Annotated in this window: 18 protein-coding genes; 1 reads left to right on the forward strand and 17 read right to left on the reverse strand. The window is 40.0% G+C overall.

The features are described from left to right. Window positions 1-24: 24 nt before the first annotated feature. From D7D54_RS05650 to tgt, 13 genes are all read right to left on the reverse strand, one after another. Window positions 25-1,341: an ISL3 family transposase gene (locus D7D54_RS05650; protein ID WP_001059646.1), complete on the reverse strand. Its 1,317-nt coding sequence runs from the start codon at window positions 1,339-1,341 to the stop codon at window positions 25-27. Between the two features lie 138 nt (window positions 1,342-1,479). Further along, window positions 1,480-2,814 (reverse strand): aminopeptidase C, encoded by a 1,335-nt coding sequence (pepC, locus tag D7D54_RS05655; protein ID WP_120719000.1) that lies wholly within the window; start codon window positions 2,812-2,814, stop codon window positions 1,480-1,482. 111 nt (window positions 2,815-2,925) lie between these two features. Continuing rightward, entirely contained in the window at window positions 2,926-3,648 is a 723-nt protein-coding gene (locus D7D54_RS05665; RefSeq protein WP_120719001.1) for a pseudouridine synthase, read from the reverse strand. Between the two features lie 268 nt (window positions 3,649-3,916). After that, window positions 3,917-4,147 (reverse strand): GlsB/YeaQ/YmgE family stress response membrane protein, encoded by a 231-nt coding sequence (locus D7D54_RS05675; RefSeq protein ID WP_049487295.1) that lies wholly within the window; start codon window positions 4,145-4,147, stop codon window positions 3,917-3,919. Window positions 4,148-4,156: 9 nt separating this feature from the next. After that, the gene (locus D7D54_RS05680) at window positions 4,157-5,398 is read right to left on the reverse strand and encodes an aminopeptidase (RefSeq protein WP_120719002.1); all 1,242 of its coding nucleotides are present in this window, start codon (window positions 5,396-5,398) and stop codon (window positions 4,157-4,159) included. A gap of 235 nt (window positions 5,399-5,633) precedes the next feature. Continuing rightward, window positions 5,634-7,514 carry a DUF262 domain-containing protein gene (locus tag D7D54_RS05690; protein WP_120719003.1) on the reverse strand — a complete coding sequence of 627 codons (1,881 nt, stop codon included), beginning with the start codon at window positions 7,512-7,514 and terminating at the stop codon, window positions 5,634-5,636. Beyond that, complete coding sequence (locus D7D54_RS05695; RefSeq protein WP_120719004.1) at window positions 7,508-8,848, reverse strand: DUF262 domain-containing protein; 1,341 nt, start codon at window positions 8,846-8,848, stop codon at window positions 7,508-7,510. Before D7D54_RS05695 ends, D7D54_RS05690 begins: the two co-directional genes overlap by 7 nt. A gap of 7 nt (window positions 8,849-8,855) precedes the next feature. Continuing rightward, window positions 8,856-9,806, reverse strand: coding sequence for a helix-turn-helix transcriptional regulator (locus D7D54_RS05700; RefSeq protein WP_020902436.1), 951 nt, complete (start codon window positions 9,804-9,806; stop codon window positions 8,856-8,858). Between the two features lie 107 nt (window positions 9,807-9,913). Next, window positions 9,914-10,438, reverse strand: a complete 525-nt coding sequence (locus D7D54_RS05705; RefSeq protein ID WP_020902437.1) for a DnaA ATPase domain-containing protein — start codon at window positions 10,436-10,438, stop codon at window positions 9,914-9,916. 87 nt (window positions 10,439-10,525) lie between these two features. After that, a complete protein-coding gene (locus tag D7D54_RS05710; RefSeq protein ID WP_120719005.1) occupies window positions 10,526-14,917 on the reverse strand; it encodes a PolC-type DNA polymerase III in 4,392 nt (1,463 codons plus the stop codon). A 331-nt stretch (window positions 14,918-15,248) separates the two neighbouring features. Next, window positions 15,249-16,400, reverse strand: a complete 1,152-nt coding sequence (nagA, locus tag D7D54_RS05715) for an N-acetylglucosamine-6-phosphate deacetylase (RefSeq protein WP_120719006.1) — start codon at window positions 16,398-16,400, stop codon at window positions 15,249-15,251. 151 nt (window positions 16,401-16,551) lie between these two features. Next, window positions 16,552-18,369: an acyltransferase family protein gene (locus D7D54_RS05720; protein WP_120719007.1), complete on the reverse strand. Its 1,818-nt coding sequence runs from the start codon at window positions 18,367-18,369 to the stop codon at window positions 16,552-16,554. 100 nt (window positions 18,370-18,469) lie between these two features. After that, window positions 18,470-19,612: a tRNA guanosine(34) transglycosylase Tgt gene (gene tgt, locus D7D54_RS05725; protein ID WP_001285245.1), complete on the reverse strand. Its 1,143-nt coding sequence runs from the start codon at window positions 19,610-19,612 to the stop codon at window positions 18,470-18,472. Between the two features lie 116 nt (window positions 19,613-19,728). On the opposite strand from tgt, the gene D7D54_RS05730 reads away from it, so the two are divergent. Further along, window positions 19,729-20,586, forward strand: a complete 858-nt coding sequence (locus tag D7D54_RS05730; RefSeq protein ID WP_020902440.1) for a DUF975 family protein — start codon at window positions 19,729-19,731, stop codon at window positions 20,584-20,586. Window positions 20,587-20,611: 25 nt separating this feature from the next. On the opposite strand, the gene pcp is transcribed toward D7D54_RS05730, so the two are convergent. From pcp to D7D54_RS05755, 4 genes are all read right to left on the reverse strand, one after another. Next, a complete protein-coding gene (gene pcp / locus D7D54_RS05735) occupies window positions 20,612-21,256 on the reverse strand; it encodes a pyroglutamyl-peptidase I (protein WP_120719008.1) in 645 nt (214 codons plus the stop codon). A 113-nt stretch (window positions 21,257-21,369) separates the two neighbouring features. After that, window positions 21,370-21,732: a DUF1304 domain-containing protein gene (locus tag D7D54_RS05740; protein ID WP_120719009.1), complete on the reverse strand. Its 363-nt coding sequence runs from the start codon at window positions 21,730-21,732 to the stop codon at window positions 21,370-21,372. 10 nt (window positions 21,733-21,742) lie between these two features. Further along, the gene (locus D7D54_RS05745; RefSeq protein ID WP_020902441.1) at window positions 21,743-22,168 is read right to left on the reverse strand and encodes a MarR family winged helix-turn-helix transcriptional regulator; all 426 of its coding nucleotides are present in this window, start codon (window positions 22,166-22,168) and stop codon (window positions 21,743-21,745) included. A 317-nt stretch (window positions 22,169-22,485) separates the two neighbouring features. Next, the gene (locus D7D54_RS05755; RefSeq protein WP_020902443.1) at window positions 22,486-23,706 is read right to left on the reverse strand and encodes a LysM peptidoglycan-binding domain-containing protein; all 1,221 of its coding nucleotides are present in this window, start codon (window positions 23,704-23,706) and stop codon (window positions 22,486-22,488) included. Between the last annotated feature and the right edge of the window lie 12 nt (window positions 23,707-23,718).

Consider the following 23,718-nt stretch of genomic DNA (forward strand, 5'->3'; position numbering starts at 1 on the left):
TTGATGAAGAAATTTAGGAAGGGATTAAGCAACTAATTGTTGCTTAATTCCTTTTTGTTTTGGGCCAAACATTTTTGTTATTAAAATAATCCTATTTCTAAAATGGTAATAGTTTCTAAAGCCGTAGGCATTTCTTTTAAGCACTTTTATTTTATTGTTTATTCCTTCAATAGGGCCATTTGTTCTAGTTGGATACTCACAAGTATTTTGAATATATGGCAAGTAAGTCATAAGAGTCTTTAATACTCTTTTTAAACCAGGAGATAGGTCTAATTGTGTAGCTGCTTCAATCGTTTCCTTGAATTCTATATAATCTCTATCCTGTATACATTCACGAAGTGAATGTACAACCTCATAATCATTTTTAAGAGATGGATTTTTTTCTAAGATATAATCTACGATTCCTTTACTTGTTATGAAGCTTTCAAAAAGCTTATAACGATTATATTTATAGTTCTGAAGTTCATTAGAGTTCTTTAAAATTAACTTCCAATAATGTTTTAACTTTCGATATAATTTAGAGTCTTTATAGCGATGCTTATTCATGACACGTACCCGAGTTCGATTTAATTCTCTATTTAAGGCTTGTACGATATGAAAAGGATCAATGATAATTTTAGCGTTAGGAAACATTTCTTTTATTAATTGAATGTACGGTAAGTACATGTCGATGGAGATAGTTTTTACCTTTAATCTAGTCTTAGGCTCAAAACGATGAAAATACTTTTTCAAGCTGTAAGATTTTCTATCTCGTACAACATCGACCAGCTTGTGTGTAGTGCTATCACAAATAATGAAGCTCATATTACTATCGGAAGATTTGACGGATTTAAATTCATCAAAACACAAATGCTCAGGTAAATCGTGTAATGGTTTAATCTTTAGTAAACGTGTTGTATCATCTATGATACGTCTTACCGTATGAACTGAAACATTTGTTTCTTTTGCGATATAGGTTTCAGATACTGTTTCACTTATTTTTGATTTAATTTCGTTTTTTAAGCGTTTAGAGATATGACAGTGTTTTTCTACGATTCGACTAGTGTCTGCGGTAAATGAAGAGCCGCATTCTCTACAGAGAAATCTCTGCTTGCGTAGATTTAAGTAGGCCGCTAGGCCTGAAACAGAACAGAGAGTGATACGAGATGTTTTCGTGCCGTTTTTAACGATATTATTATTTCGGCTAACACACCCACAAACGGTACAAAATTCTGGTTTATGCGTATAAGTAGCTGCATAAAATAAAGATTTTCTCTTTTTAAATATCTTCTCTTGAACTTTATTATCCCAAATAATGTTTTTATCTTTGATTTGTAGTGTAGCTTCTAGTATATTGTTCATATGGTCATCATCCTTTTGTTTTAGGTTTCAGCGCTTTTAATATAATGGATGTTGGCCTTTTTGTATACACTAAAATAGGGTTGGTGGAAAATTTCCATCAACCCTAAAAATTATAGAACCGTTCTTTTTATATCTCATTTATTCAGCCAAGGCACCCATTGGATCCCATGGTGCAAGGACGATTGGTTCTGCTTCACAGGCAGCTTGTTCTTCTGCTGTTAGTAATTCCTTACGAACAACAATTTGGTAAGTGTACTCGTCCATCCAAGCATCTGAAGCAACAAAGTAACCATCTGTACCGACCTTGTCTCCCCATGAGTTTTCAACTTTCCACTTGATTGTTTTGCCATTTTCATCCAAATCAACACCTGTCAAGACCATGGCGTGGGTCATCAAGCTTTCGCTGTAGTCCAAACGTCCAGCCTTGTCTTGAGTGAATTGAATGTCCATGCTTGATTCGAAGTCATAAACATCTGTCGCAAGGATTCCAGCTTTGCGGTTGCTGAGCTGACCGACATCTGAACCAAACCAAACAGTCTCACCTGCTTGCATTTGAGCAATCGCCAATTCTTTTAAGCGCTCCATCGGCACGTTGATGTAGCGAACTGCACGGCTACCAACCACATTTCCCAACATCTCAACTGTGTAAGATTGGCCGTAAGGCTTGTCAGCAGTTGGAGCATTGATAACAGAAACGTAATCTTCTAGAGGAAGATTGACATATTTCTTGTAAAATTCCTGTGGTGTGATACCTTTTTCGCTTTGGTAGTTGTTATCTTTATCACGATAAGCAAAGTCAAATTTACGTGGTGGAAGTCCTAAAGACATAGCAAGAAAATTAAAGATTTCTTGTAAGAGGTCTTCTTTCTTAGCTTGAACAGTCGCTTGATCTGCGCCTGAAGCAAGCAAGTCACGCAAGATTTGAGCATCTTGGCGAAGCAATTTGTTAAGGATTGCATTTAGCTCACGGCTGCTACTAGATGAAACAGACTCAGGGTAAACTGACTTAGGCACGACACCGTATTTTTCAAAGAGAGAAACAACCATATCCCATTGACCACCATCTTGTTGTGGAGTTTGAAGTAGGAATTTAACCTTACGGCTCGTCAAATCTTGGTCTGCAGTCGCAATGACTTGCTCCAAGAACCAGTTAGATTTTTCATACTTGTCCCAGAAGAATGTGTGGGCCTGTGATAACTCAAAATTTTCCAATTTGTATTGCGAGATGAGTTTGTGGCGGAAGGTATTGAGAGCTGCGAACATCCAGCAACGACCAGAAGCCTTCTGGTTAGTGACCTTGTCCTTGGTCAAATCCAATGAGAAAACAGGTGTATTGTCCACATGGCTTTGGCGACGCTCAAGGGCTGCAAAAATTCCGTTGTGGCTGGCAGCATTTTCAATCGCTTGGTATTTTACGTTTGCTTCATAATTGGCAAATAGTTTATCAGTAAATGATTCTTGAATTGCGTTCATAGATTCCTCCTTTTATTCTACAGTCTATTATAACTCTTTTCACAAAGGAAGCAACTGAAAAACATAAAAGGCAAGGACATTCTCCCTCACCTTTTTCGAATATAAACCAAACTAAGCAATACTTGCAAGGAGAACCTCTAATTCTTTCTTGGTCAAGCGACGCCATTCTCCTCGCTGCAAGTTCTCATCTAAAACTAAAGTTCCCATAGTCAAACGTTGCAAGTCTACTACTTCCTTGCCACAGTAGCCCACCATACGCTTGACCTGATGGAACTTCCCTTCTGCAATGGTCACACGGATTTGGCTTTGATTCTTTTTTGTATCTACAGACACAAGCTCCAGTCTAGCAGGCTGACAAGTAAAGTCTTTGAGAGGAATACCCTTGGCAAATGTCTCCACATCTCCTTGGGTCATAATTCCCTTGACTTGTGCCTGATAAGTCTTGTCCACATGACGCTTGGGCGAAAGAAGAGCATGGGCAAGCTGGCCATCATTGGTCAAGAGCAAAAGACCATGCGTGTCAATATCCAAGCGCCCGACTGGGAACACTTCCTTGCTCCGACACAAGTCATCCAACAAGTCCAGAACGGTTCTGTGCTTGGGATCCTCAGTCGCTGAGATAACTCCTTTGGGCTTGTTCATCATGTAGTAGACAAACTCTGCATACTCCAGCACTTGCCCATCAAAGCGAATCTCATCTCTTTCTTCATCAATCTGCAATTTAGCTGATTTCTCTTTTTTTCCATTTACCGTCACGCGCCCAGCCTTGAGCAAGTTTTTGACCTCTGTCCGACTTCCTACAGCGCAGGCAACTAAAAATTTATCTAATCTCATAGAACTATTATATCACACTCAAAAGGAGGCTGGTACAATGACCAACCTCCTTTTCGTTTCATACTCTTCAAAAATCTCTTCAAACCGCGTCAACGTCGCCTTGCCGTATATATGTTACTGACTTCGTCAGTTCTATCTGCAACCTCAAAACAGTGTTTTGAGCTGACTTCGTCAGTTCTATCTACAACCTCAAAACAGTGCTTTGAGCAATCTGCGGCTAGTTTTCTAATTTGCTCTTTGATTTTCATTGAGTATCAGATTTAAGAAATTAACTTCCTCGTCTCCAGAAAATCGCTAAGACAATCATGGAACCTAGTACTGCCGGAATAATGGCGGTTCCTGCTATTATCGGTCCCCAAGTCCCAAAAAGCAAGTGGCCTATAAAGGCACCAATCCATCCGAGAAACATTTTTCCAAAACATCCCATTCGTTCTCCACGATTGGTCAAAGCACCTGCCAAGAATCCCACTAGGAGACCAACGAACATACTTCCTAACATATTATCTCCTTAATTTGCCCAATCTCCGTTACGGAAGAGTGGTACACGTGTCCCATCCTCACGGATACCATCGATATCCATTTGGTTAGAACCAATCATAAAGTCTACGTGAACATCTGAACGGTTAAGCCCCTCAGCTTCAAGCTCTTCTTCGCTCATATCTGCTCCACCAACGACGCTAGTCGCATAGGCTGCACCAATAGCCAAATGGTTTGATGCATTCTCATCGAAAAGGGTGTTGAAGAAGGTAATGCCTGACTGAGAAATTGGGCTTGGATCTGGCACCAAGGCACATTCACCCAAGGCACGCGCACCTGCATTTTCAAATACTAGGTCTTTCATGACTTGATCGCCTTTTTCTGCAGTGATATCCACAATTTGTCCATCCTTAAAGGTCACCTTAATACCTTCAATGATATTGCCGTTATAGCTAAGTGGTTTTGTAGAAGTGACATAACCATCTGCACGACGAAAATCAGGTGCTGTGAAGACTTCCTCTGTCGGCATATTTGGCAAGAATCCTTCGCCCTGTGCATTGATAGCACCAGCTGATTCCCAAACGTGGTTCTTTGGCAAACCAAGTGTCAAATCTGTCCCTGGCGCTGTGTAGTGAAGTGCTGAAAATTGCTCTTTATTAAGCATATCGGCCTTGCTCTTTAAGATAGCTGCATGTTCTTCCCAAGCCTTAACGGGATCTTCTTCGTAGACACGGCAAGTTTTGAAGATTTGGTCCCAAAGGAGATCAACTGCTTCTTCGTCGCTCGCAGCATTTGGGAAGACCTTCTTAGCCCACTCTAGTCCAGCAGCGGCAGCCACTGTCCAGCTAACCTTGTTAGACTGAGTTGCGATACGCATTGGCTTCATAGCAAGTCCCATAGCTTTGGCAGAAGCTGAAAGCTTGTCAGCATCGACTCCGTTCAAAGCACCTGGGTCAGAAGAACGGACACCAAGACGACTAGCCTTGTTCTCCAAGAGATAGTTCATCTCAGCAATCTTGTATTCTGGTACATTGTCCAGACGCTCCATCGGCGCATGGAGAAATTTCTCACGGTTAATCACATCATCTGTCCACTGAACAATAACCTCATGCGCACCCAAGGCATAAGCTTCTTTCACGATCAGATGCGCCAACTCGCGTTGCTCTACATCGATTGAGAGAGCCAAAGTATGACCAGGTCGCACATTGATTCCATTTGCAACCAACAATTTCGCATATTTTTCTAAATTTTCTTTAAAATTTGGTAAAACCATTCTGTTTTCTCTTTTCTATTTTTATTTTTCTTTCAAAGCAGAAAATAATCCTGCTAAAGCAATAGCACCTGACAAGAGTGCTGTTGACAGAAGAATTGTTTCATCTGCCAGCTATAGCTGATAGTCAAAAACTTTTTGAGCTAGTTTGTCTTTTACAAAATCCTTCCCTTACTAGTATATCACATATATTGGTATTTTAAAAAACAAGCTTACTGAAGCTTGTTTTAATTAGCTATTACCTATTACAAAAATTTTGTACATATCTTTCCACTTCTTTTTCCATAGATTGAATCTCACCAATATCCCATCTATTTTTTTTAGAAGTTATCTTTGCCATCATCTGTAATTTTAAACTCTGACGATGGAATATCCCTTCTCTTTGCCATTGTTCTAATTTAGCCTCTGGATAGGAATTGCCAAACCTGGAGTTCTGCCTATCGGTAATAATACAAAGGTTGCCAAAGGAATGTAAAAACTCAGCAGGTAATTGGCTCTCTCCATCATGTCCATTTGGATTCTGAGGATACCAATGCTCTATGGAGCGACGATATGCAAATTTGAAATGATCAAAATTAATATCCTTGTACTCTTTCTCTAATGCGGTACGATTTTTCCATAAAACATAATCTACAAAGTTAAAAGCATAAACAGGAATTTCCCCATATTTTTTAATACTTTTATCTTCGGTGAACAATCTTTCTTTTGCATATCTCACTGCCATTTTTTCAAGAAAATCCTTAAAGAGACTAGCAAATTCTGTTTGATTTAACTCTTCAATATGGTTAAACAGGAATTGCAAGATTTCATATAACCAACGACTATCACGATTAGCAGTAAAGGTCACAGCAAACATGGATTGGAGAAGAATGATGTTTTGGTTAATTTCCGAATCCGAAAACGTATTATTAGTAAAACGTTCTTCGACTATATAATGCTCTTTAGATTTTCCATTTGGTTGATATTCATAATAAGTCCCCTTCTGTAAAAACCATTCATCCTTATTTCTACTTGAAGAATCCGTATTCGAATTTCTAACGATGTAATTATCGAAAATATGTTTTATTCTAAGAAGAAATTCACTAAATTCAATAACCCAAGTTTTATCTTTATTTTTTATATCAAATAGTGCTAAGAGTTTCTTATCATCTAGTTGAATTTCATCAGTTTTCTTACCTTCCGCAATTGCCAATACATGGAGTAAGAATGTTGGAAAATCAATGATTGTAGTATAATCGCCAAAATCTTTTTCTACTTCTATATTTTTTTCATTTATCTTTTTTCCTAATATATCTGATAACTTTCTTCTTACATTTTGATGAAAATCAATATCATTATAAATATTATGAAATGAATAATTTGTAAAATGCCATCCAAAAATACGTTCCCGTTCTTGAAAGTCATCTGCTCTCTTCCGCCGCATCTTAAACTGACTTGCTACCGGCTTATCAAACTCTGCACAGGCATCCCAAATTCTTGCAAACTTTTGCGCCATTTCTTGATCTGTACCGAACTTAGCCATCATTTGCGCCTTAAGAATCTCATGAGCCTCTAGTTGTTCTCCTCGAGAATTGAAACGTTCGAAATAAAGATTCAAATCTAAATCTTCAGGAAGTATACTCCGAAAAATGATGACATAATCAAAAAGATAATCAACGAAAGACTGAGGATCAAGACGGCGCTCCTCTAGCACTTTTTTCAATGCGTCTTTAGCATATCTGTAACCTCTAGTCAGCTCATTTTCATCGCCCTCTGAAATTTCTTGCTTGGCAAATAGATCTTTAATATTCTTATTTGATTTCTTCCTAGCTGGGAAGGTAAGATTGACAGCTTCCAATCTATCAAAACCAAACTCATGCTTCAAAGCTAAGGCAATCAAATTAAGGGCTGTTGTCCGTTGTTGACCATCTATGATTTTGAAAATGTTATTCTCTTTATTAACGACTAATGTTCCAATATAGTAATTGTCTCTATTTTCTTGAAAAGCATCTGCTACGTCGTTCAATAACTGCTCAACTTCATCATAAGTCCAGGCAAAATTTCTCTGATAAAGAGGAATAGCATAGGTATCTTCATTTAATAAACGATTAACTGATAAGCTTATATGTGTTTCTACCATTTACCTTTTTCCTCTTCTATAATCTTGTCCACAGTATAATTTTCAAATAATTCTCTATCTATCTTAATCATGAAATCATTCGGAGTGACAGCATGAGATAAAAGTTGAAATAGCTTTTGAGCCTCTTTTTGTCTAAACCTTCCACCAGCAACATAGTTTCCTACCGTCGCATCATATATTGCTTTAGACTTAACTCGAGGGTAATAAGACCAAATAAACAAGGTTTCTACTATCTCCTTTGATAGCTCATCTTTTCCAAATCTCTCAGCAAAAAGCGAGCAAATATTTAGGAATATATTGTAACACTTGAGGTAGCGCCCCTTTGAGCTATTGTAAATGTTCAACATACCTTTTGGGTAAACTAGATTTTTTCCTTCCCCTTCAGGTTCATCAGAAAATCCTAACTCTTCATTTAAAAAATCTTTATGCTCTTTAATAGTTACATGAGCAGATTCAATATACTCAAAAAATTTACTTCCATCAATGATTGGCATAGTAATGGACATGGGGAGATTTTCAATATGACGATACAATTCTAGATATGGAAAGTTCTGATTCAAATCAACGCCTTTAAAATCGTCAATAAAATCCTCTGTAAAACGCAGATAAGATCCATAACGCTTGTTTGTCAATCCTGTCTCTCCTCGAGACCAACGTCTCATACGGAAAAGATGTTTATCAAACAACTCTTTGAGACTTAAATCTTTATCTTCTACAAATTGCTCCCACTTTTCAACAATCTTTTCATCTTCTGAATCTTCCTTGCGAAGATGATAGGCTTTGAGCAAATCATGAGGTTCTAAAGATTTTCCACGATTATTCTGAGAATCAAATAACTGAAAGGCTTCAGATAATCGTTCCTGTGACATAGTAATCACGGAGACAGAACAATTTTCCAATAAAAAATTGCAAATATCTTTTGCCTGATTTTCGCCAACCAATTGAGTCAAATTTTCCCACTCATTATAATTTTCACTCGCATGATAGCAAGATAGCTCCCCAAATACAGCAGCACTCAGCAGTTGCTTAGCACCCTTATAATTCACTAAATCATCTAATAAATGAAGAAACAAAGAAATTGAAATTAGCCGTTGCTGTCCATCGACAATATCTAAATATCGCTTTCCATCGACAATATCTAAATATCCATCATTTTTATGTAAGATAACGGAACCAATCTGATATTCCTTTTTCCCCATAGCATCTCGTAAATCATAAAAAAGATTACGGATATGTTTTCTGTTCCATTTATATGGTCTTTGATAAGAAGGAATCCGCAAACCCTCTTCTTTCAATAGTTCTCCAACCTTTTTAGAAGTAAATTGAATAGTCATTTTATCCTCATCTATATTTATCTATCATCTCTTGAACTGTTTGCTTCATATCCTCTACTAAAATCCGAGGAGACAAAACAGTAACTGCTTCCCCTTGCCCTAGCAACCAGCGTTTAAGCCCTGGTGTGTGTTGACTTTCAAACTTAAAATGAGTCCAGTTGCCATTTTTCCCAACTATTTTTGCATTTGGAAATTGATCCATCACAATCGTCGGATCGTACAAATACTCGATTTCAATACTGATTTTCTTCCCGATAAAAGCATCTACTCTCTCGTTACGAATGTCACCATCTCTAAATTTATTTCGATAAGAAATAGAGGGTTTCTCTATATCACTAAGAGACCATGACCGGATGCGGTCTACTCTTAAAGTAATATAAGTAGCATGTTTCAGCTGGTAGACAACTAGATAGAAATAATGACTATCATAATAAAGAGAGACTGGCAAAACAGTCTGCCTCTTAGAAGACTCAGAATAAGGTTTTTGATAGATAATGTCTAGAACCTGTTCATGTAAAATAGCTTCTGATAAATTCCAAATTTTCTCTATTCTATTTTGTTGATCCGTTAAGGGAGCATAGTTAAGCTTTTCACTTCCAATAATCTGCTCGATTTCTTTCCGATCATCACGGGGAACTAAGTTCAGTAAATTATTTAGTAAGCTAGCAATTTCTGGTCTGTTCAGTGCTCGATTTTCCAATAAAATCTTTGAAATAACTAGAATATCCTTTTTATTAAAAACTGACTTACTAGATAAACAATACTTATTCGTTTTACGGTTATAAAGCAAATCTCCACTATAACTGGTGTGACTATATAAAATATCACGGAGTAGCGAAAAATCTCTCTGTATCGTCTTTTCACTAACCTCAAATTCCTGAGCCAGTTGCTTTTTTCCTAACGGAGTCCCAAACTGTAAACGTAAAAAAATCGTTAGCAGTCTCTCTTGATCATTCATTTGCAGTCCTTCTACATATTATTCAAACAATACTATTTCCAGTACATTATTATCACTTCTATAGTCTAACTAGCACTTTATATTCAAAACGATTAAAGCAAAATAAACTAGCCCTTAGATGATTTCAACTGTACCACTATGCCAGATTCGAAGAACTCAACTACGGATTCAGGCATATTTTTTAAGTCTTCGGGTAAGCAGTCTGAATATACAATGAAGAGTTTGTTTCTTTTCTTACTCTCTTTGAATTGCTGCATCCAGTATTCCTGTACCCTTTGATCAGCTTCTCCCAAAAATTGAACTCCCTCCAGAAAAATCAAGTCATACTCTGTATACCCCATTTGCAGTTTTATCCATTGACTATGTTTAGAAAAAATCAAATTATCTCTCACTCGATAATATACAAGTGATGCTATTGGAGTAGCAGGTTTTATTTTAGTTAACGTATAATAAATCAAATGCCATCTGTCAGTCTCTGAAATACCGCGAATGTAAATACATTGAGAATCTTCTTTTAAGTCTATTTGTGGGAATCCGGTCCAATCACTCCCATCATCTTTCAAGCCTTTTTCAAAATTATAAATCTCCTCTTCAATTGACACATTAGAATTTAAAATTTCTTGATCCACCATATTATACTCTCTTTTCTATTATTTTTAAGAGAATTATAACAAATCAAGTGGACATATTTTGTCCACTTGATCAAAATAAGCAATTTTTTAAAACAATTCATCAAACAAACTCAACTGGTTATCCTCTGGCATATTGCCGAGAATGCCCATTTCATCCATCTTTTCAACCAAGGTTGATGAGAGCCCTCCACGCTTGCGCAACTCTGTTTTAGAGAGGAATTCTCCCTCTTCACGCGCTCGCACTAACTGCTTGGCAACGTTTTCTCCCAGACCATCCATTGCTACAAATGGCGGGATAAGGGTGTCCCCGTCAATGAGGAACTCTGTCGCCTGACTACGGTAGAGATCGAGTTTGCCAAATTTGAACCCACGCTCCCACATTTCATTGACAATCTCAAGAGTTGTATAGAGATCGATTTCCACATTAGAGGCTTCGTTATTCTTGCGTTTTTCAGAGATTTCTTCCATTCTGCGCTTGATGGCATCCAAGCCAGCACCCATGGTCTTGATATCAAAAGCCTTAGCACGGATTGAGAAGTAAGCACAGTAATAATAAATCGGATGGTGAACCTTGAAGTAGGCTACACGCAAGGCCATCATAACGTAGGCTGCCGCATGGGCTTTCGGGAACATGTACTTAATTTTCCCACAGGACTCGATATACCACTCTGGCACCTTATTGGCCTTCATGGCTTCGATATAGCCAATTCTCTCCTCTTCTGAAATCTTGAGCCATAAACCTTTACGCACCCGTTCCATGATGGTAAAGGCCATCTTAGGTTCCAGACCAGCATGCATGAGGTAAACCATGATGTCGTCCCGACAACCGATAACAGTCGATAGGTCTGCTATTCCTTGCTTAATCAGATCTTGAGCATTGCCCAGCCAAACGTCGGTACCATGGGACAGACCTGAGAGCTGAAGCAACTCCGCAAAAGTCGTCGGATGCGTCTCATCTACCATCCCACGTACAAAGTTGGTTCCAAATTCTGGAATCCCCAGCATACCTGTCGGCGTTCCGATTTGCTCAGGAGTCACACCTAGCACATCAGTCCCAGAAAAGAGGGCCATCACGCCTTCGTCATCCATAGGGATTTCATTAGGATCAATCCCAGACAAGTCCTGGAGTTTTCGAATCATGGTCGGATCATCATGTCCCAGTACATCGAGTTTGAGGACATTCTCATCGATATCATGGAAGTTAAAGTGAGTCGTCTGCCATTCAGCCGTCACGTCATCCGCTGGATACTGGACAGGCGTAAAGTCGTAAACATCCATGTAGTTCGGAATAACAACAATTCCTCCCGGGTGTTGGCCTGTCGTCCGCTTGACACCAGCCGCACCTTGAGCGAGGCGTTCTACTTCTGCATCACGATAAAACTTGCCATAATCTCGCTCATAGCCCTTGACAAAGCCATAAGCGGTCTTTGCAGCCACCGTACCAACCGTTCCTGCACGGAAGGCATATTCCTCACCAAAGATATCACGCACATCCAAATGGGCGCTAGGCTGGTCTTCTCCCGAGAAGTTCAAGTCAATATCAGGAACCTTGTCTCCATCAAAACCAAGGAAGGTCTCAAAAGGAATATCTTGTCCGTTTTTGCTGAGTTTGTGGCCACATTTAGGACAGTCCTTATTGGGCATATCAAAACCTGAACCGTAAGAACCATCAGTGATAAACTCACTGTACTGACACTGACCACAGACATAGTGTGGCGAGAGAGGATTAACCTCTGTAATCCCAATCATGGTCGCAACGAAACTGGACCCAACAGACCCACGAGAACCCACCAAGTAGCCCCGTTCATTGGAACGTTGCACCAGCATCTGGGAAGCTAGATAAATCACAGCAAATCCATTCCCCAGAATAGAAGTTAATTCTTTTTCAATCCGCAAATCAACAATATCTGGTAGCGGATTTCCATAAATCTCAAAAGCTTTCTTATAGGTCAACTCAGCAACTGTTTCTTCAGCCTTGTCGATGAAAGGCGTGTACAAGTCACCCTTAACAACCTCAACAGGTTCAAAGATTTCTGCCAAGGCATTGGTGTTTTCAATGACCAATTTCCGAGCTAATTCCTCTCCCAAGAAGGCAAATTCATCCAACATCTCATTAGTCGTTCGAAAATGAGCCTTTGGAAGTGGTGCTGGTTGGGCATGTTCGCCATGACCAATAGTCCGGTTAATCATCGCCCCCTGTCCCAAACTACGGACAATAATTTCACGGTAAATTTCTTCTTCTGGTTCGATATAGTGGACATTCCCCGTAGCCAGAACAGGCTTACCAAGACGGTCTCCCACCTCTATCAAACTCTTGATAATGGTCTGGAGTTCTTCCATATCCTTGACCTGCTCCTTGGCAATCAAGGGAGCATAGATAGCTGGTGGCATGATTTCAATAAAGTCATAATACTTGGCCACCTCAACCGCCGCATCCACACCTTGGGAAACGACTGCATCAAAAACTTCACCGTCGGAGCAAGCTGAACCTAAAATCAAACCCTCCCGATGGGCATCTAAAACCGTTCTCGGAATCCGTGGCACCCCTTCAAAGTACTTAGTATTGGACAAAGAAACCAGTTTAAAGATATTTTTTAAACCTACCTGATTCTTGACATAAATGGTCGCATGCTTAATCCGAGCTTTTTTATAAGAATCTGGACTAATCAAATCAATGTTAAGTCTAGCCAAATCGGTCACACCATGTTTTTCTGCCACCTCTTTGATAAAGATAAAAAGCAAACGACCAGTAGCTTCCGCATCGTAGTTGGCCATGTGGTGATGTTCTAGAGCCACACCAAAACGTTTGGTCAAAGGCCCCAAACCGTGACGTTTGTACTCAGGATAGAGGTTTCTAGCAAACTCCAGTGTATCAATAACTGGCTGACTAATCTTTGGCAGACCATGACGCTCATAATTGGCATTCATAAAGCCAACGTCAAAGGTAGCATTATGGGCAACTAAGACTGTATCCTTGCAGAATTCTTGGAATTCTTGCAAAACTTGTTCTAGTGGCTTGGCATTTTTGACATGATCATCTGTAATTCCAGTCAACTCCGTGGTAAAGGCCGACAAGGGATGCCCGGGATTGATAAATTCATCAAATTCAGCAATGACATTCCCCTTGTACATCTTAGAGGCCGCAACCTGAATCAAATCATTATAGATAGCTGAAAGCCCCGTCGTTTCCACGTCAAAGACCACGTAGGTCGCTTCCGATAAGTCCATCTCCACTTCGTTATAGACGATAGGGACACGGTCTTCCACGATATTAGCTTCCATACCATAAATCAGCTGGATTCCCGCTTTCTTGGCCGCCTTATAGCCGTGTGGGAAGGACTGGACATTCCCATGGTCCGTGATGGCAACCGCCTTGTGTCCCCATTTAGCAGCTGTCGCAACGATTTCTTCAACCTCTGGCAGAGCATCCATGGTCGACATGTTAGTATGAGCGTGAAACTCAACCCGACGCTCACCTTCTGGCATCAAATCCTTCCGCTCATAGTGAACAACTTCCTGCACATCCTGCACGTTCATCGTCAAATCGCGTGTGAAGTTATTCATCTCCACATTTCCACGCACTCGGAGCCAAGAATTCTTCTTGATGAGGTCAAATTTCTGAGCCTCTTCCTCATTCTTAACCCACTTCTGCATGGAAAAACTTGAAGTGTAGTCGGTCATTTTAAAGTTGATTAGAACACGCCCTGTTCTGGTCACTTTTTGCTCTACATCAAAAACAACCCCTTCAAAGACCAAACGATTTTCCTCCGTCGTCACTTCGATCATAGGAGTAATCTCCGCCTTGTCCAGCTTGGGTTTAGCTGCAGCTTTTTTAGATTGAAAATCAAAGGCTGGTTTCTCTTCCGTTGGAGGCGGTGCCATCTGTTCTAGTTGTTCCATAGCACGAAGCGCTTCCTCATTGGCAGCTTGGACAATCTGCTCATTTTCAGCATGAAAGGCTTCTTCCTGCTCCTGGGTTAGGATATCATTCTTCTCGACTTGACAATTAAAAGTTGGAAAACCAAACTTTTCAAGTTGTTTAGCTAAATTAGGAAGATGATTCTTCTTAAAGTGTTCCTTATCAATCGCGTCGGAACCTTCAATAAAGAGTTGGTTTCCCTCCGCACGAACTTGCAAATTTTGATAAAGCGACTTAAAACCTTGACTAGCACATGGCCCCTCAGAAAAAGCCTCTCTATAATAGGCCTGCAAGAGTTGATTTGAAAATTCTTGAGATAGAACCTTGATTTCGAAAACAGCTTTATTCCCTGTCTTAGAAAATTCCTCGCTCAAACCTTTCTTTAATTCTAAAAAGATTTCAATCGGTAAAATATTAGAAAATACGAAATGAAACTCCCATACCTTACTAATTTTATGAACCACAACTCGCTCAATATCAGCCTGCGATAAAGCAGGATCCTGTCTCATTTCAGCAGGCATCCCCAATTGATTCATCAAAATTTCAAAACTATTTGACATTCATTTTCCTCACATTATTCTCCTACTATTTTACCATACTTAGAGGTGTTTTCTAAAGACAAAAGGAAGCCACTTCAAGACAACAAAGAATTTTCTTATGTATATCCTTACCCCTCATTTAAGGATATTTACCTAGGGAAATGAAAAAATCTTCCAAACAGTACTCCCTCCCCAAAAAAGTTAGATGAATAATTTACCTAGTGAATTTAGTTCCGTTTTACACATAACGAAAACACCCCGAAAGTTAGGCGGAAAAAATCTAACTTTTGGGGTGCAATTTATTCTTTATAAAACCTGAAAAGAAATCAGTCTTTAACTCCTGCTTTCTCTCTTATGCTTGATAACGTTTCACGCCATCTAGATAGGTTGCTACCAATTCTAAATCTTTATCTAGTACGATAAAGTCCGCGTCATAGCCTTCACGGATTTGACCACAGACATCGTCAATATGAACGGATTTAGCTGGGTTGAAGCTTGCCATCATAACTGCTTCGTGTGGAGAGGCAATGTTCCAGTCAACCACATTCTTCAAACCGTCTTTGAGTTTGAGAATAGAACCCGCCAAGTTACCTGTAGATTTGAGACGAGCAGTTCCATTTGCAACGACAACTGGGAATTCTCCCAACATGTAGTCGCCGTCTTCCAATCCACCCGCTGTCATACAGTCTGTGATAAGGGCAATATTTTCAGTTCCTTTTTGTTTGATAAGAATTTCGCAGGCTTTTGGATCTACGTGATGGCCGTCACAGATCAACTCTGCATAGGTATGTGGCAATTGGTACATGGCTCCAACCATACCCAGTTCGCGGTGAGTTAACCCACGCATGCCATTGTAGGCGTGTACCCAAACACTCGCTCCAGCATCGACTGCTTTTTTAGCTTCATCAAAAGTCGCGTTTGAGTGCCCAAGAGCAACCGTCACACCTTCGCCCGTAACCGTACGAACAAAGTCTTCTACACCTTCACGTTCTGGCGCAAGGGCAATTTTATTTAGCAGACCATTTGCTGCTTTTTGCCAAGCACGAAACTCATCCATACGAGGGTCTTTCATGTAAGCAGGGTTTTGAGCTCCTTTGTATTTCTCTGTGAAATAAGGTCCTTCAAAATAGATTCCACGAATCTTGGCTCCACTTGCTTCTTGGTAACGAGCACCGATATTTTCAGTTACCGCAAGCAATTGCTCATAAGATGATGTCAAAGTGGTTGGCAAGAAGCTCGTTACCCCCATGCTGAGGAGTCCTTCACTCATGGTATGAAGGGTTCCTTCGATATTATTATCCATAACATCCACACCACCAAATCCATGAATGTGAGTATCCACAAGTCCTGGCGCAATGCTGTATCCTGTATAGTCAATGACGTCAGCGCCTTCAGGAATATCTTCTACATGCTTTCCAAACTTGCCGTCCACAAGTTCCAAGTAACCGCCACGACGCACTCCGTGTGGGTAGAAAAACTGATCCGCTTTAATATAGTTAGGCATAATGTTAACCTCCTTAAAAGATTGATTCTACAATTTATTATGTCAATTACATTATAAACCTTTCTTTTTTATTTGTAAATGGTATAGACCTATTTTCTAGAGATATTTTAAAAGAGCTGGATTTCTCCAACTCTTCTCTTTTAAATACAAGTTATTTTGATTTGACTGGCTTGTCTTGAGCTGTTTGCAAGGCTGTAGCAATCGTATCTGCATACAATTTTGCTCCTGCTTCAATTTTACTGTTGTCACTTCCAAAATGGACTTGGTCTGTTCCAGTCCAAATTTCTGGATGCTCTTTCGCAACTTGATTCCAATCTGCTATCGTGACGTAAGGAGTCTTCTCTGCCAATTCTCTCATATAGGCAGCCGCCTTCTCAACGATTGCATAGGTCTCTTTTGTCTTATCTCCTTCATAAGGAGTCACCAAAACCATGTGGTGGCCCTTAGGAAGATTTTTCACAATACTATCCCAGTCTTCCTTGTAATTTTCAGGATTATTCACGCCTGTTGCAATAATCACCATCTTTGGTAGAAATTTATTCTGGCTATTATTTAGCATGATTTCATTAGCAGTCTTGGTTGTTCTGCTGACCTGCGCGTTAATCTGTGCTCCAGGAAGGGCTGTCTGCAAAGCTGTATTAGCTCTTAGTGCTACCGAATCACCAATTAACATAGTGCCATCAGCAATTCCTAAACTATCAGCTTCTGCTCGTTCTGCCATCAACTTGGTCTGGCTAATATTTGTTGCAGCTTGCTTCAAGCCATTGACAGTTAAGTCTGTCTCAAACCCTCCCACTTGTGGCGCCATCAAAGTCACTAAGAAGACAATGAAGGCCAAGATTCCTGTACTTGCAGCAAGGATTGTGTGAATATGAGGCAGGGGACGAAGGGTTTGTATAATAGGTGTGTCCTTTCCTGCAATCCAAGGTTCCAACACATAAAATGATAGGCTGGCGAATCCATAAGAAAAAATCAAAGTTAATAACACAGCAAGAAGATTTGATGTCAACTGTGAAAAAATGATATAGAAAGGCCAATGGAAAAGATAAACCGCATAGCTAGTATCCGCTAAAAAGCTAATAATCTTTGGCTCCTGCATGTTAGGAGTCTTTTCATGTAAGACACGCGCCGCTAAAATCATAGCAAGGGCTGCAAGGCTGGCAAGCAAGAAGCCCATAAGATAGGCAAAGAGATAGGTAAATTTGACAAAGAAGGTCAAAATGAGTAAGAAGCCAAAACCTCCTGCAAAAACCAAAAGGGTCTTGCGTAAATCCCAGATTTTATCCAATTGCTTAACTAAAGAAGTCGTCTGACGAACGCCTACGATAGTTGCTAACACACTTCCCAAAAAGAATGGATAGACATGGGTTAAACTGGAGAAGTACACAGAGGAATAAGAGGTTACTAGAAAACTACCAATAAACATGGAGAAGAAACTAATCAAGAAGGCAGCAGCAGATAAGAGAAAGACCATCCCCTTCAACTGACCATTTGATTTAGCCTGTTTGGATAAGAACCAAACTGCCAATCCCCAGAGGATATAGTAGTGCACCTCAACAGCCAAGCTCCAATTATGAACAAACAAATGAGGAATAAACTGAGATTCATAACTCCCACCTGTCAGGAGTTCATAGAAGTTGGTCATAAAGCCTAAGACTCCCGCAATCTGACCCCCAATTCCAGCAACATAGTCTTGCCGGACTAGGAAGGTAAAGGGCATAGTCACTAGAACCATCAACACCACAGGTGGCACAATCCGATAAAAACGTCTCCTAAAAAATCCTATCAAATCAATCTCATGATTTTTAGAAAATTCTTCGATGAGTAGAGCCGTAATCAGAAATCCTGAAAATGTGAAAAAGACATCCACCCCGAAAAATCCTCCAGGAAAGATCGTCTGAAAGAAATGATACAAGAGTACCAGTAGTAAACCTGTAATCCTAATCAAGGAAAACCATTTAATGCGCATACGAGTTTATTCTCCCTTTCATTATACACTTTATTCTATCAAAAAAAGAAGAAAAATCCCAAGAGAAAACTTAGGATTTTTAGCTTATATCAATTCCATTTTAGAAATTACGGCCTGACTTATTATAGCCATATTTTTCCACAAAATACTCACGGAATTCCAAGAGATTGTCATCCATGATGGCTTGTCGCACTTGCTTCATCAGGTTAAGTAAGAAGTAAAGGTTATGGTAGCTAGTCAAGCGGATACCGAAGGTTTCATCAGCCTTGAGCAGGTGACGAAGGTAGGCGCGTGTATAGTTCTTACATGTGTAGCAATCACATTCAGGATCTAGTGGCGTAAAGTCCTCAGCAAACTGAGCATTTTTGACAACCAAACGTCCCTGACTGGTCATACAAGTCCCATTACGAGCGATACGAGTCGGCAAGACACAGTCAAACATATCCACCCCACGAATCACCCCATCAATCAAGCTATCTGGCGCTCCCACACCCATCAGATAACGAGGTTTATTTTCAGGTAGCAGTTGAGTTGTAAAGTCCAAGACCGCATTCATTTCTTCGTGGGTTTCTCCCACTGCCAAGCCACCGATAGAGTAGCCTGGGAAATCCATGCTGACAAGGTCATTCGCTGATTGGCGACGAAGGTCTTCAAATCCTGCCCCCTGCACAATTCCAAACAAACCTTGGTCATGTGGACGACGGTGAGCCTTCAAACCACGCTCAGCCCAACGACTGGTACGCTCGATTGATTTCTTAACGTAGTCGTATGGTTGATAAAACTGAGGACATTCGTCAAAGGACATCATGATGTCTGAACCCAGATTATTTTGGATAGAGATGGCCTTTTCTGGAGACAGGAACATCTTAGAACCATTGAGATGGTTTTTAAAAGTTACCCCTTCTTCTGTGATATTTCGGCTATCTGCTAGAGAATAAACCTGGAAACCACCACTATCTGTCAAGATTGGTTGATCCCAATTCATGAACTTGTGAAGACCACCTGCGCGTGCGATGAGTTCATCTCCAGGGCGGAGCCAGAGATGATAAGTGTTTGATAGGATAATTCCCGACCCCATCTCCTTCAATTCTTCAGGCGACTGAGTTTTGACAGTGGCTTGTGTTCCAACTGGCATAAACATAGGTGTTGGGAAGGTCCCGTGTGGGGTAATAATTTCCCCTAGACGTGCTCCTGTGTGTTTTTCTTTCTTAATCAAACGATATTTGATTGGTGAATCTGACATTTTTTACCTCCGAAGCTGGGAAAGACAGTCCCAGTTCATACTTTGTGCCCAAGGGCATACTGTATGATTTTATCAAAAAAAGCTGGAACTGTCACGAACTATGGTATAATGAGAGAATGAAATACCCAAAAATTGATTTAAAAACCATTCGTCTGCAGGCTAGACAATTTCAAGCTGAAAATCCCCGCCTCTTTCTCGTCTATCTCTTACCGAGCATGCTGGTCATCTTGTCTGGCTTCCTCAATCCCTTAGAGCGCATCAACGAGTCTATTTTAGAGCAATCCTTTTTAAGCGTGTTTGGCCATGTATTCCAAGCCTACCTCTTTCCACTATTAGTCTCCTTTATAGGGGCAATACTTCTAACCAGCTCAGTCTATACAACGCTGAAACTCATCAAGAAACCTGATACAGAACTATCCGTCAAAAATAGTCTCACTCTCTTTAACGAAGAACACTTTTCACAAACCTTTTTGACTCTTCTTCTCAAACGTTTCTACCTCTTCTTATGGAGCATTCCTAGTTTACTTGGGATTTACTTCCTCTTTTACAGTAGCTTTCTAGCAAAGAAATTCGTTGCCATCCATCCTGAGTTTCCTAATCTGGATCTCACGTCAATTGAAACTGAGCGCTTCCTCATGACCTTTGGTCTCTACTTTCTAGCAAGTATCCTCTTGATAATTGTAGGAAACAGTCTCTATATTCCACAATACTATGCTTATTCACAGGTAGAATTGCTCCTCTGTGACACCCTAGACTTGGGACAGACCAAACCAGGACAAATCCTTAAAACCAGCCGTTTCCTGATGAAAGGCTACAAATTTCAACGCTTTGTCCTAGACTTACAACTCCTTCCTTGGTACTTCCTCAATTGGATTACCTTTGGAATTGCTAGTTTCTCACTCCTACCCTATATTCAAATAAATAAAATAATTTTTTACCGAGCAGTATTGGCTCGAAAACGTCCAAAAGCTTGAAGGTAACCCTTCAAGCTTTTTTCTATCAATGAGTTTCTCCGCCTATCAACTTGAGGTCCTGATCTCCATGTTCTATAATGGCGCCGATTGCCACTTCTATTCCTCGCATAATGTCCACCAAACTCATAGCTGGAGTGGTCGGTCGATTTACCACCTGTTCCATCATATAAGGAATATGCATAAAACCCGCCTTAACATGTGGAAATTTCTTTTCTACCAAATAGAGGGCCTGATACATCAAATGATTGCAGACAAAAGTCCCTGCAGTATTGGAAACAGAGGCCGGTAAGCCCTCTTTTTTTATAGCTTGAACCATCGCTTTAATCGGCAAACTACTAAAGTAGGCCGAGGCACCATCCACTCGAATGGGAAGGTCAATCGGCTGATTACCTTCGTTATCAGGAATGCGTGCATCGTCTTGATTAATGGCCACTCGTTCAGGTGTCAAGCTAGACCTTCCACCTGCTTGGCCGATACAAAGGACAAAGTCAGGTTGATAACGGTTCATCTCTTCTTCCAATACTTGAGCAGATTTGTAAAAAACTGTTGGCACTTCTAGCCAGCTGACCTCAGCGCCATGGATTTCAGATGGCAAACCTTTAATGGCCTCCAAAGCTGGATTGACCTTTTCCCCTCCAAAGGGCTCAAAGCCTGTCACTAATACTTTCATTTCTAACTCCTCAAAACCATTTCAATAAAACTCTTTTCTTAAAGACAAGTATAACATATTTCCCTTATTCTGGAGTGAAAAGGACTAGCGAGACTAGGATTGACCTTTTGATTTTATTTAAAAAGTAAAATACTAATCAAGGCCAAAATAGCTGGTCCGCCTTGCTTTAAAATAATTTTTTTATCTGCTGTGAGAGAGCCATAAGCCGCAGCACCAATCACAAACAAGACAAAAATAGTCACAATTTCTAAATTCTGTGAGAAATAAATCCCATACAAGAGAAAGACTCCTAGCAGAGCATTATAAATCCCTTGATTTTTAAACAATGAACTTACAGACGGACGAGCCAGTTCTTCCTTGTCCATGTTAAAGACACGACTAGTCGCATCTGATTGCGTTGCAATACTTTCCAAATAAAAAATGTAAAAATGCTCCAAAGCAACAATCGTTGCTAAAATGATTGTCATAATTGACATCTATTTCTCCTTAAATTTCTATATTTTCAATACCCAAAACCAATTTATTTAATAAACGGCTGAGTTCTGTTCTTTCAGACTCTGTTAAGATACTTTCCATCTCTTCCTTAACCTTGATATGCTTCAGAGGAGGATTCACCACTAACTGCTCCTTCGCATACTTCGTAGCCTCTACCAACACTTCCCGTTGATTTTCAGGATTGCGATGACGCTCCACCAAACCTTCCTTTTCCAGAATCTTGAAATGTCGTGTCAAGGCAGCCTGATCAATTTTCAAACGCTCCTGAACTGCCATTTGGTTACAAGGAGAATTCTCCAGCAAAAATAATAAAATCTGATACCGTGTCAAACTAATTCCAAGTCTTTTTTCAAACAATTGCGTACTCGCTTGCTCAGACAAGCGGAGTTGATAAAGTAAATCTTGAATCTCTAACATTTCTTTCCCTTTTTCTATTGATTTATCAATAATTGACTAATCAATTATAATACAAAGTAAAATAGATTGCAAGAATGTTACTTGGATTATTACAAGATGGAAACTTCCCATTTTCCATTCATATTGATACTCAATGAAAATCAAAGAGCAAACTAGGAAGCTAGCCGCAGGTTGCTCAAAGCACTGTTTTGAGTTTACAGATAAAGCTGATGTGGTTTGAAGAGATTTTCAAAGAGTATGATAAAAAAACGAACGAGAATCGCTTCCTATCACGAAAGCTAAATCTCATTCGTCAAAATGATATTACAAAGTCTGATTTATCCATTCATTGAAACGTGAACGTGATCATAGTGATTTTCTGTCACGCTACCACGGTCTGGCATTGGGTTCCAAGTATTAGCTGGCCCATATTTGCTATCGAATGGAGCATAGAAACGTTGTTTCCAGATGATATAACTGATACCACGGCTGGCCATATTTTGAATAGCGTATTCCGCAATCTTATCCCCTAGTTCTGAGCTTTCTGGTACCATAAAGTCAATAGCCAAACCTTTTCCGTGATCTCCACTGTCTCCTGGACGGTAACCACTAAAGGATGTGATGCCAAACAAGTTAGCAATTTCTTCTTTAAAGGCAGCTGTTTGTGGTTGAAGGCCTGCATTTTCAGATTTTGCTACTGCAAGTCCAGCATAATCAGGCGCAGCTGGAGCTGCGTAAGTTGTTGAAACTGGTTTCGTCTCTTCTGGTTGATAAGTCGAAACTGCTGGTGTAGCTTCTTTTGCTTCTTCTGAACTTGTTGCAGTTGTTTCGGTTGCTTTTTCTTCTACTGGCGCTGTAGTTGCTTCTACTGCTGATTCAGCTTGAGGACTTGCTTGTGCTTCCTGCTTCTCATCTTGAGGGCTTGCTTGTGTTTCTTGCTTCTCAGCTTGAGTCGTTGCCTGAGGAGCTGCTTCTACAACTGCACTACTTGTTTCTGCTGTTTGCTCCTCTGGGACAGAAGTTCCTGTAGAAGGCGCGACTTCTTCTGAAGCAGTCACTGTCTCTGTAACTTCTGAACTTGATGCTACTTCTTTTGTACTTGTAGTCTCTACTGCTTTTGGTGCTTCTGCAATTGGTTGAGAAAGATCTGCAACTTGAACAGTTTGATCATCTACTGTCACTTGATTGGTTGTCAAATCTGCTGTCGCAGTTGTCACTTCTTCACTAGAATCTACTTGAGGTGTTTGGATTTCAACTTCCGTTACTTCTTCTGCTTCATTGACAGTCGTTGTCAAAACAGTTTCTGGGAAAATCAAGTCCATATTAGTGATTTTATTCAAATTCGCAAGAACTGTAACATCTACACCCAAGGCTTCTGCAATGGTGCTCAAGGTATCACCATACTGAACGGTATAACTTGTTTTGTTATCCGTTTTAGTCAAATCATTTTGGATTTGCTCAACACTACGTGCAGTCCAAAGAACTTCTTCTGCTTGAGTTGCCAATACTGGGGCAAATGACAAGGCTACCGTTGAGGCTAATAATATTCTTTTCTTCATTCTTTCAAATTC

The organism is Streptococcus chosunensis (assembly GCF_003626515.1).
Lineage (GTDB): Bacteria > Bacillota > Bacilli > Lactobacillales > Streptococcaceae > Streptococcus > Streptococcus chosunensis.

Excerpts from the sequence above, each read along its gene's own strand:
- D7D54_RS05650 (WP_001059646.1), bottom strand. The coding sequence starts at position 1,341 with ATGAACAATATACTAGAAGCTACACTACAAATCAAAGATAAAAACATT.
- pepC (WP_120719000.1), bottom strand. The coding sequence starts at position 2,814 with ATGAACGCAATTCAAGAATCATTTACTGATAAACTATTTGCCAATTAT.
- D7D54_RS05665 (WP_120719001.1), bottom strand. The coding sequence starts at position 3,648 with ATGAGATTAGATAAATTTTTAGTTGCCTGCGCTGTAGGAAGTCGGACA.
- D7D54_RS05675 (WP_049487295.1), bottom strand. The coding sequence starts at position 4,147 with ATGTTAGGAAGTATGTTCGTTGGTCTCCTAGTGGGATTCTTGGCAGGT.
- D7D54_RS05680 (WP_120719002.1), bottom strand. The coding sequence starts at position 5,398 with ATGGTTTTACCAAATTTTAAAGAAAATTTAGAAAAATATGCGAAATTG.
- D7D54_RS05690 (WP_120719003.1), bottom strand. The coding sequence starts at position 7,514 with ATGGTAGAAACACATATAAGCTTATCAGTTAATCGTTTATTAAATGAA.
- D7D54_RS05695 (WP_120719004.1), bottom strand. The coding sequence starts at position 8,848 with ATGACTATTCAATTTACTTCTAAAAAGGTTGGAGAACTATTGAAAGAA.
- D7D54_RS05700 (WP_020902436.1), bottom strand. The coding sequence starts at position 9,806 with ATGAATGATCAAGAGAGACTGCTAACGATTTTTTTACGTTTACAGTTT.
- D7D54_RS05705 (WP_020902437.1), bottom strand. The coding sequence starts at position 10,438 with ATGGTGGATCAAGAAATTTTAAATTCTAATGTGTCAATTGAAGAGGAG.
- D7D54_RS05710 (WP_120719005.1), bottom strand. The coding sequence starts at position 14,917 with ATGTCAAATAGTTTTGAAATTTTGATGAATCAATTGGGGATGCCTGCT.
- nagA (WP_120719006.1), bottom strand. The coding sequence starts at position 16,400 with ATGCCTAACTATATTAAAGCGGATCAGTTTTTCTACCCACACGGAGTG.
- D7D54_RS05720 (WP_120719007.1), bottom strand. The coding sequence starts at position 18,369 with ATGCGCATTAAATGGTTTTCCTTGATTAGGATTACAGGTTTACTACTG.
- tgt (WP_001285245.1), bottom strand. The coding sequence starts at position 19,612 with ATGTCAGATTCACCAATCAAATATCGTTTGATTAAGAAAGAAAAACAC.
- D7D54_RS05730 (WP_020902440.1), top strand. The coding sequence starts at position 19,729 with ATGAAATACCCAAAAATTGATTTAAAAACCATTCGTCTGCAGGCTAGA.
- pcp (WP_120719008.1), bottom strand. The coding sequence starts at position 21,256 with ATGAAAGTATTAGTGACAGGCTTTGAGCCCTTTGGAGGGGAAAAGGTC.
- D7D54_RS05740 (WP_120719009.1), bottom strand. The coding sequence starts at position 21,732 with ATGTCAATTATGACAATCATTTTAGCAACGATTGTTGCTTTGGAGCAT.
- D7D54_RS05745 (WP_020902441.1), bottom strand. The coding sequence starts at position 22,168 with ATGTTAGAGATTCAAGATTTACTTTATCAACTCCGCTTGTCTGAGCAA.
- D7D54_RS05755 (WP_020902443.1), bottom strand. The coding sequence starts at position 23,706 with ATGAAGAAAAGAATATTATTAGCCTCAACGGTAGCCTTGTCATTTGCC.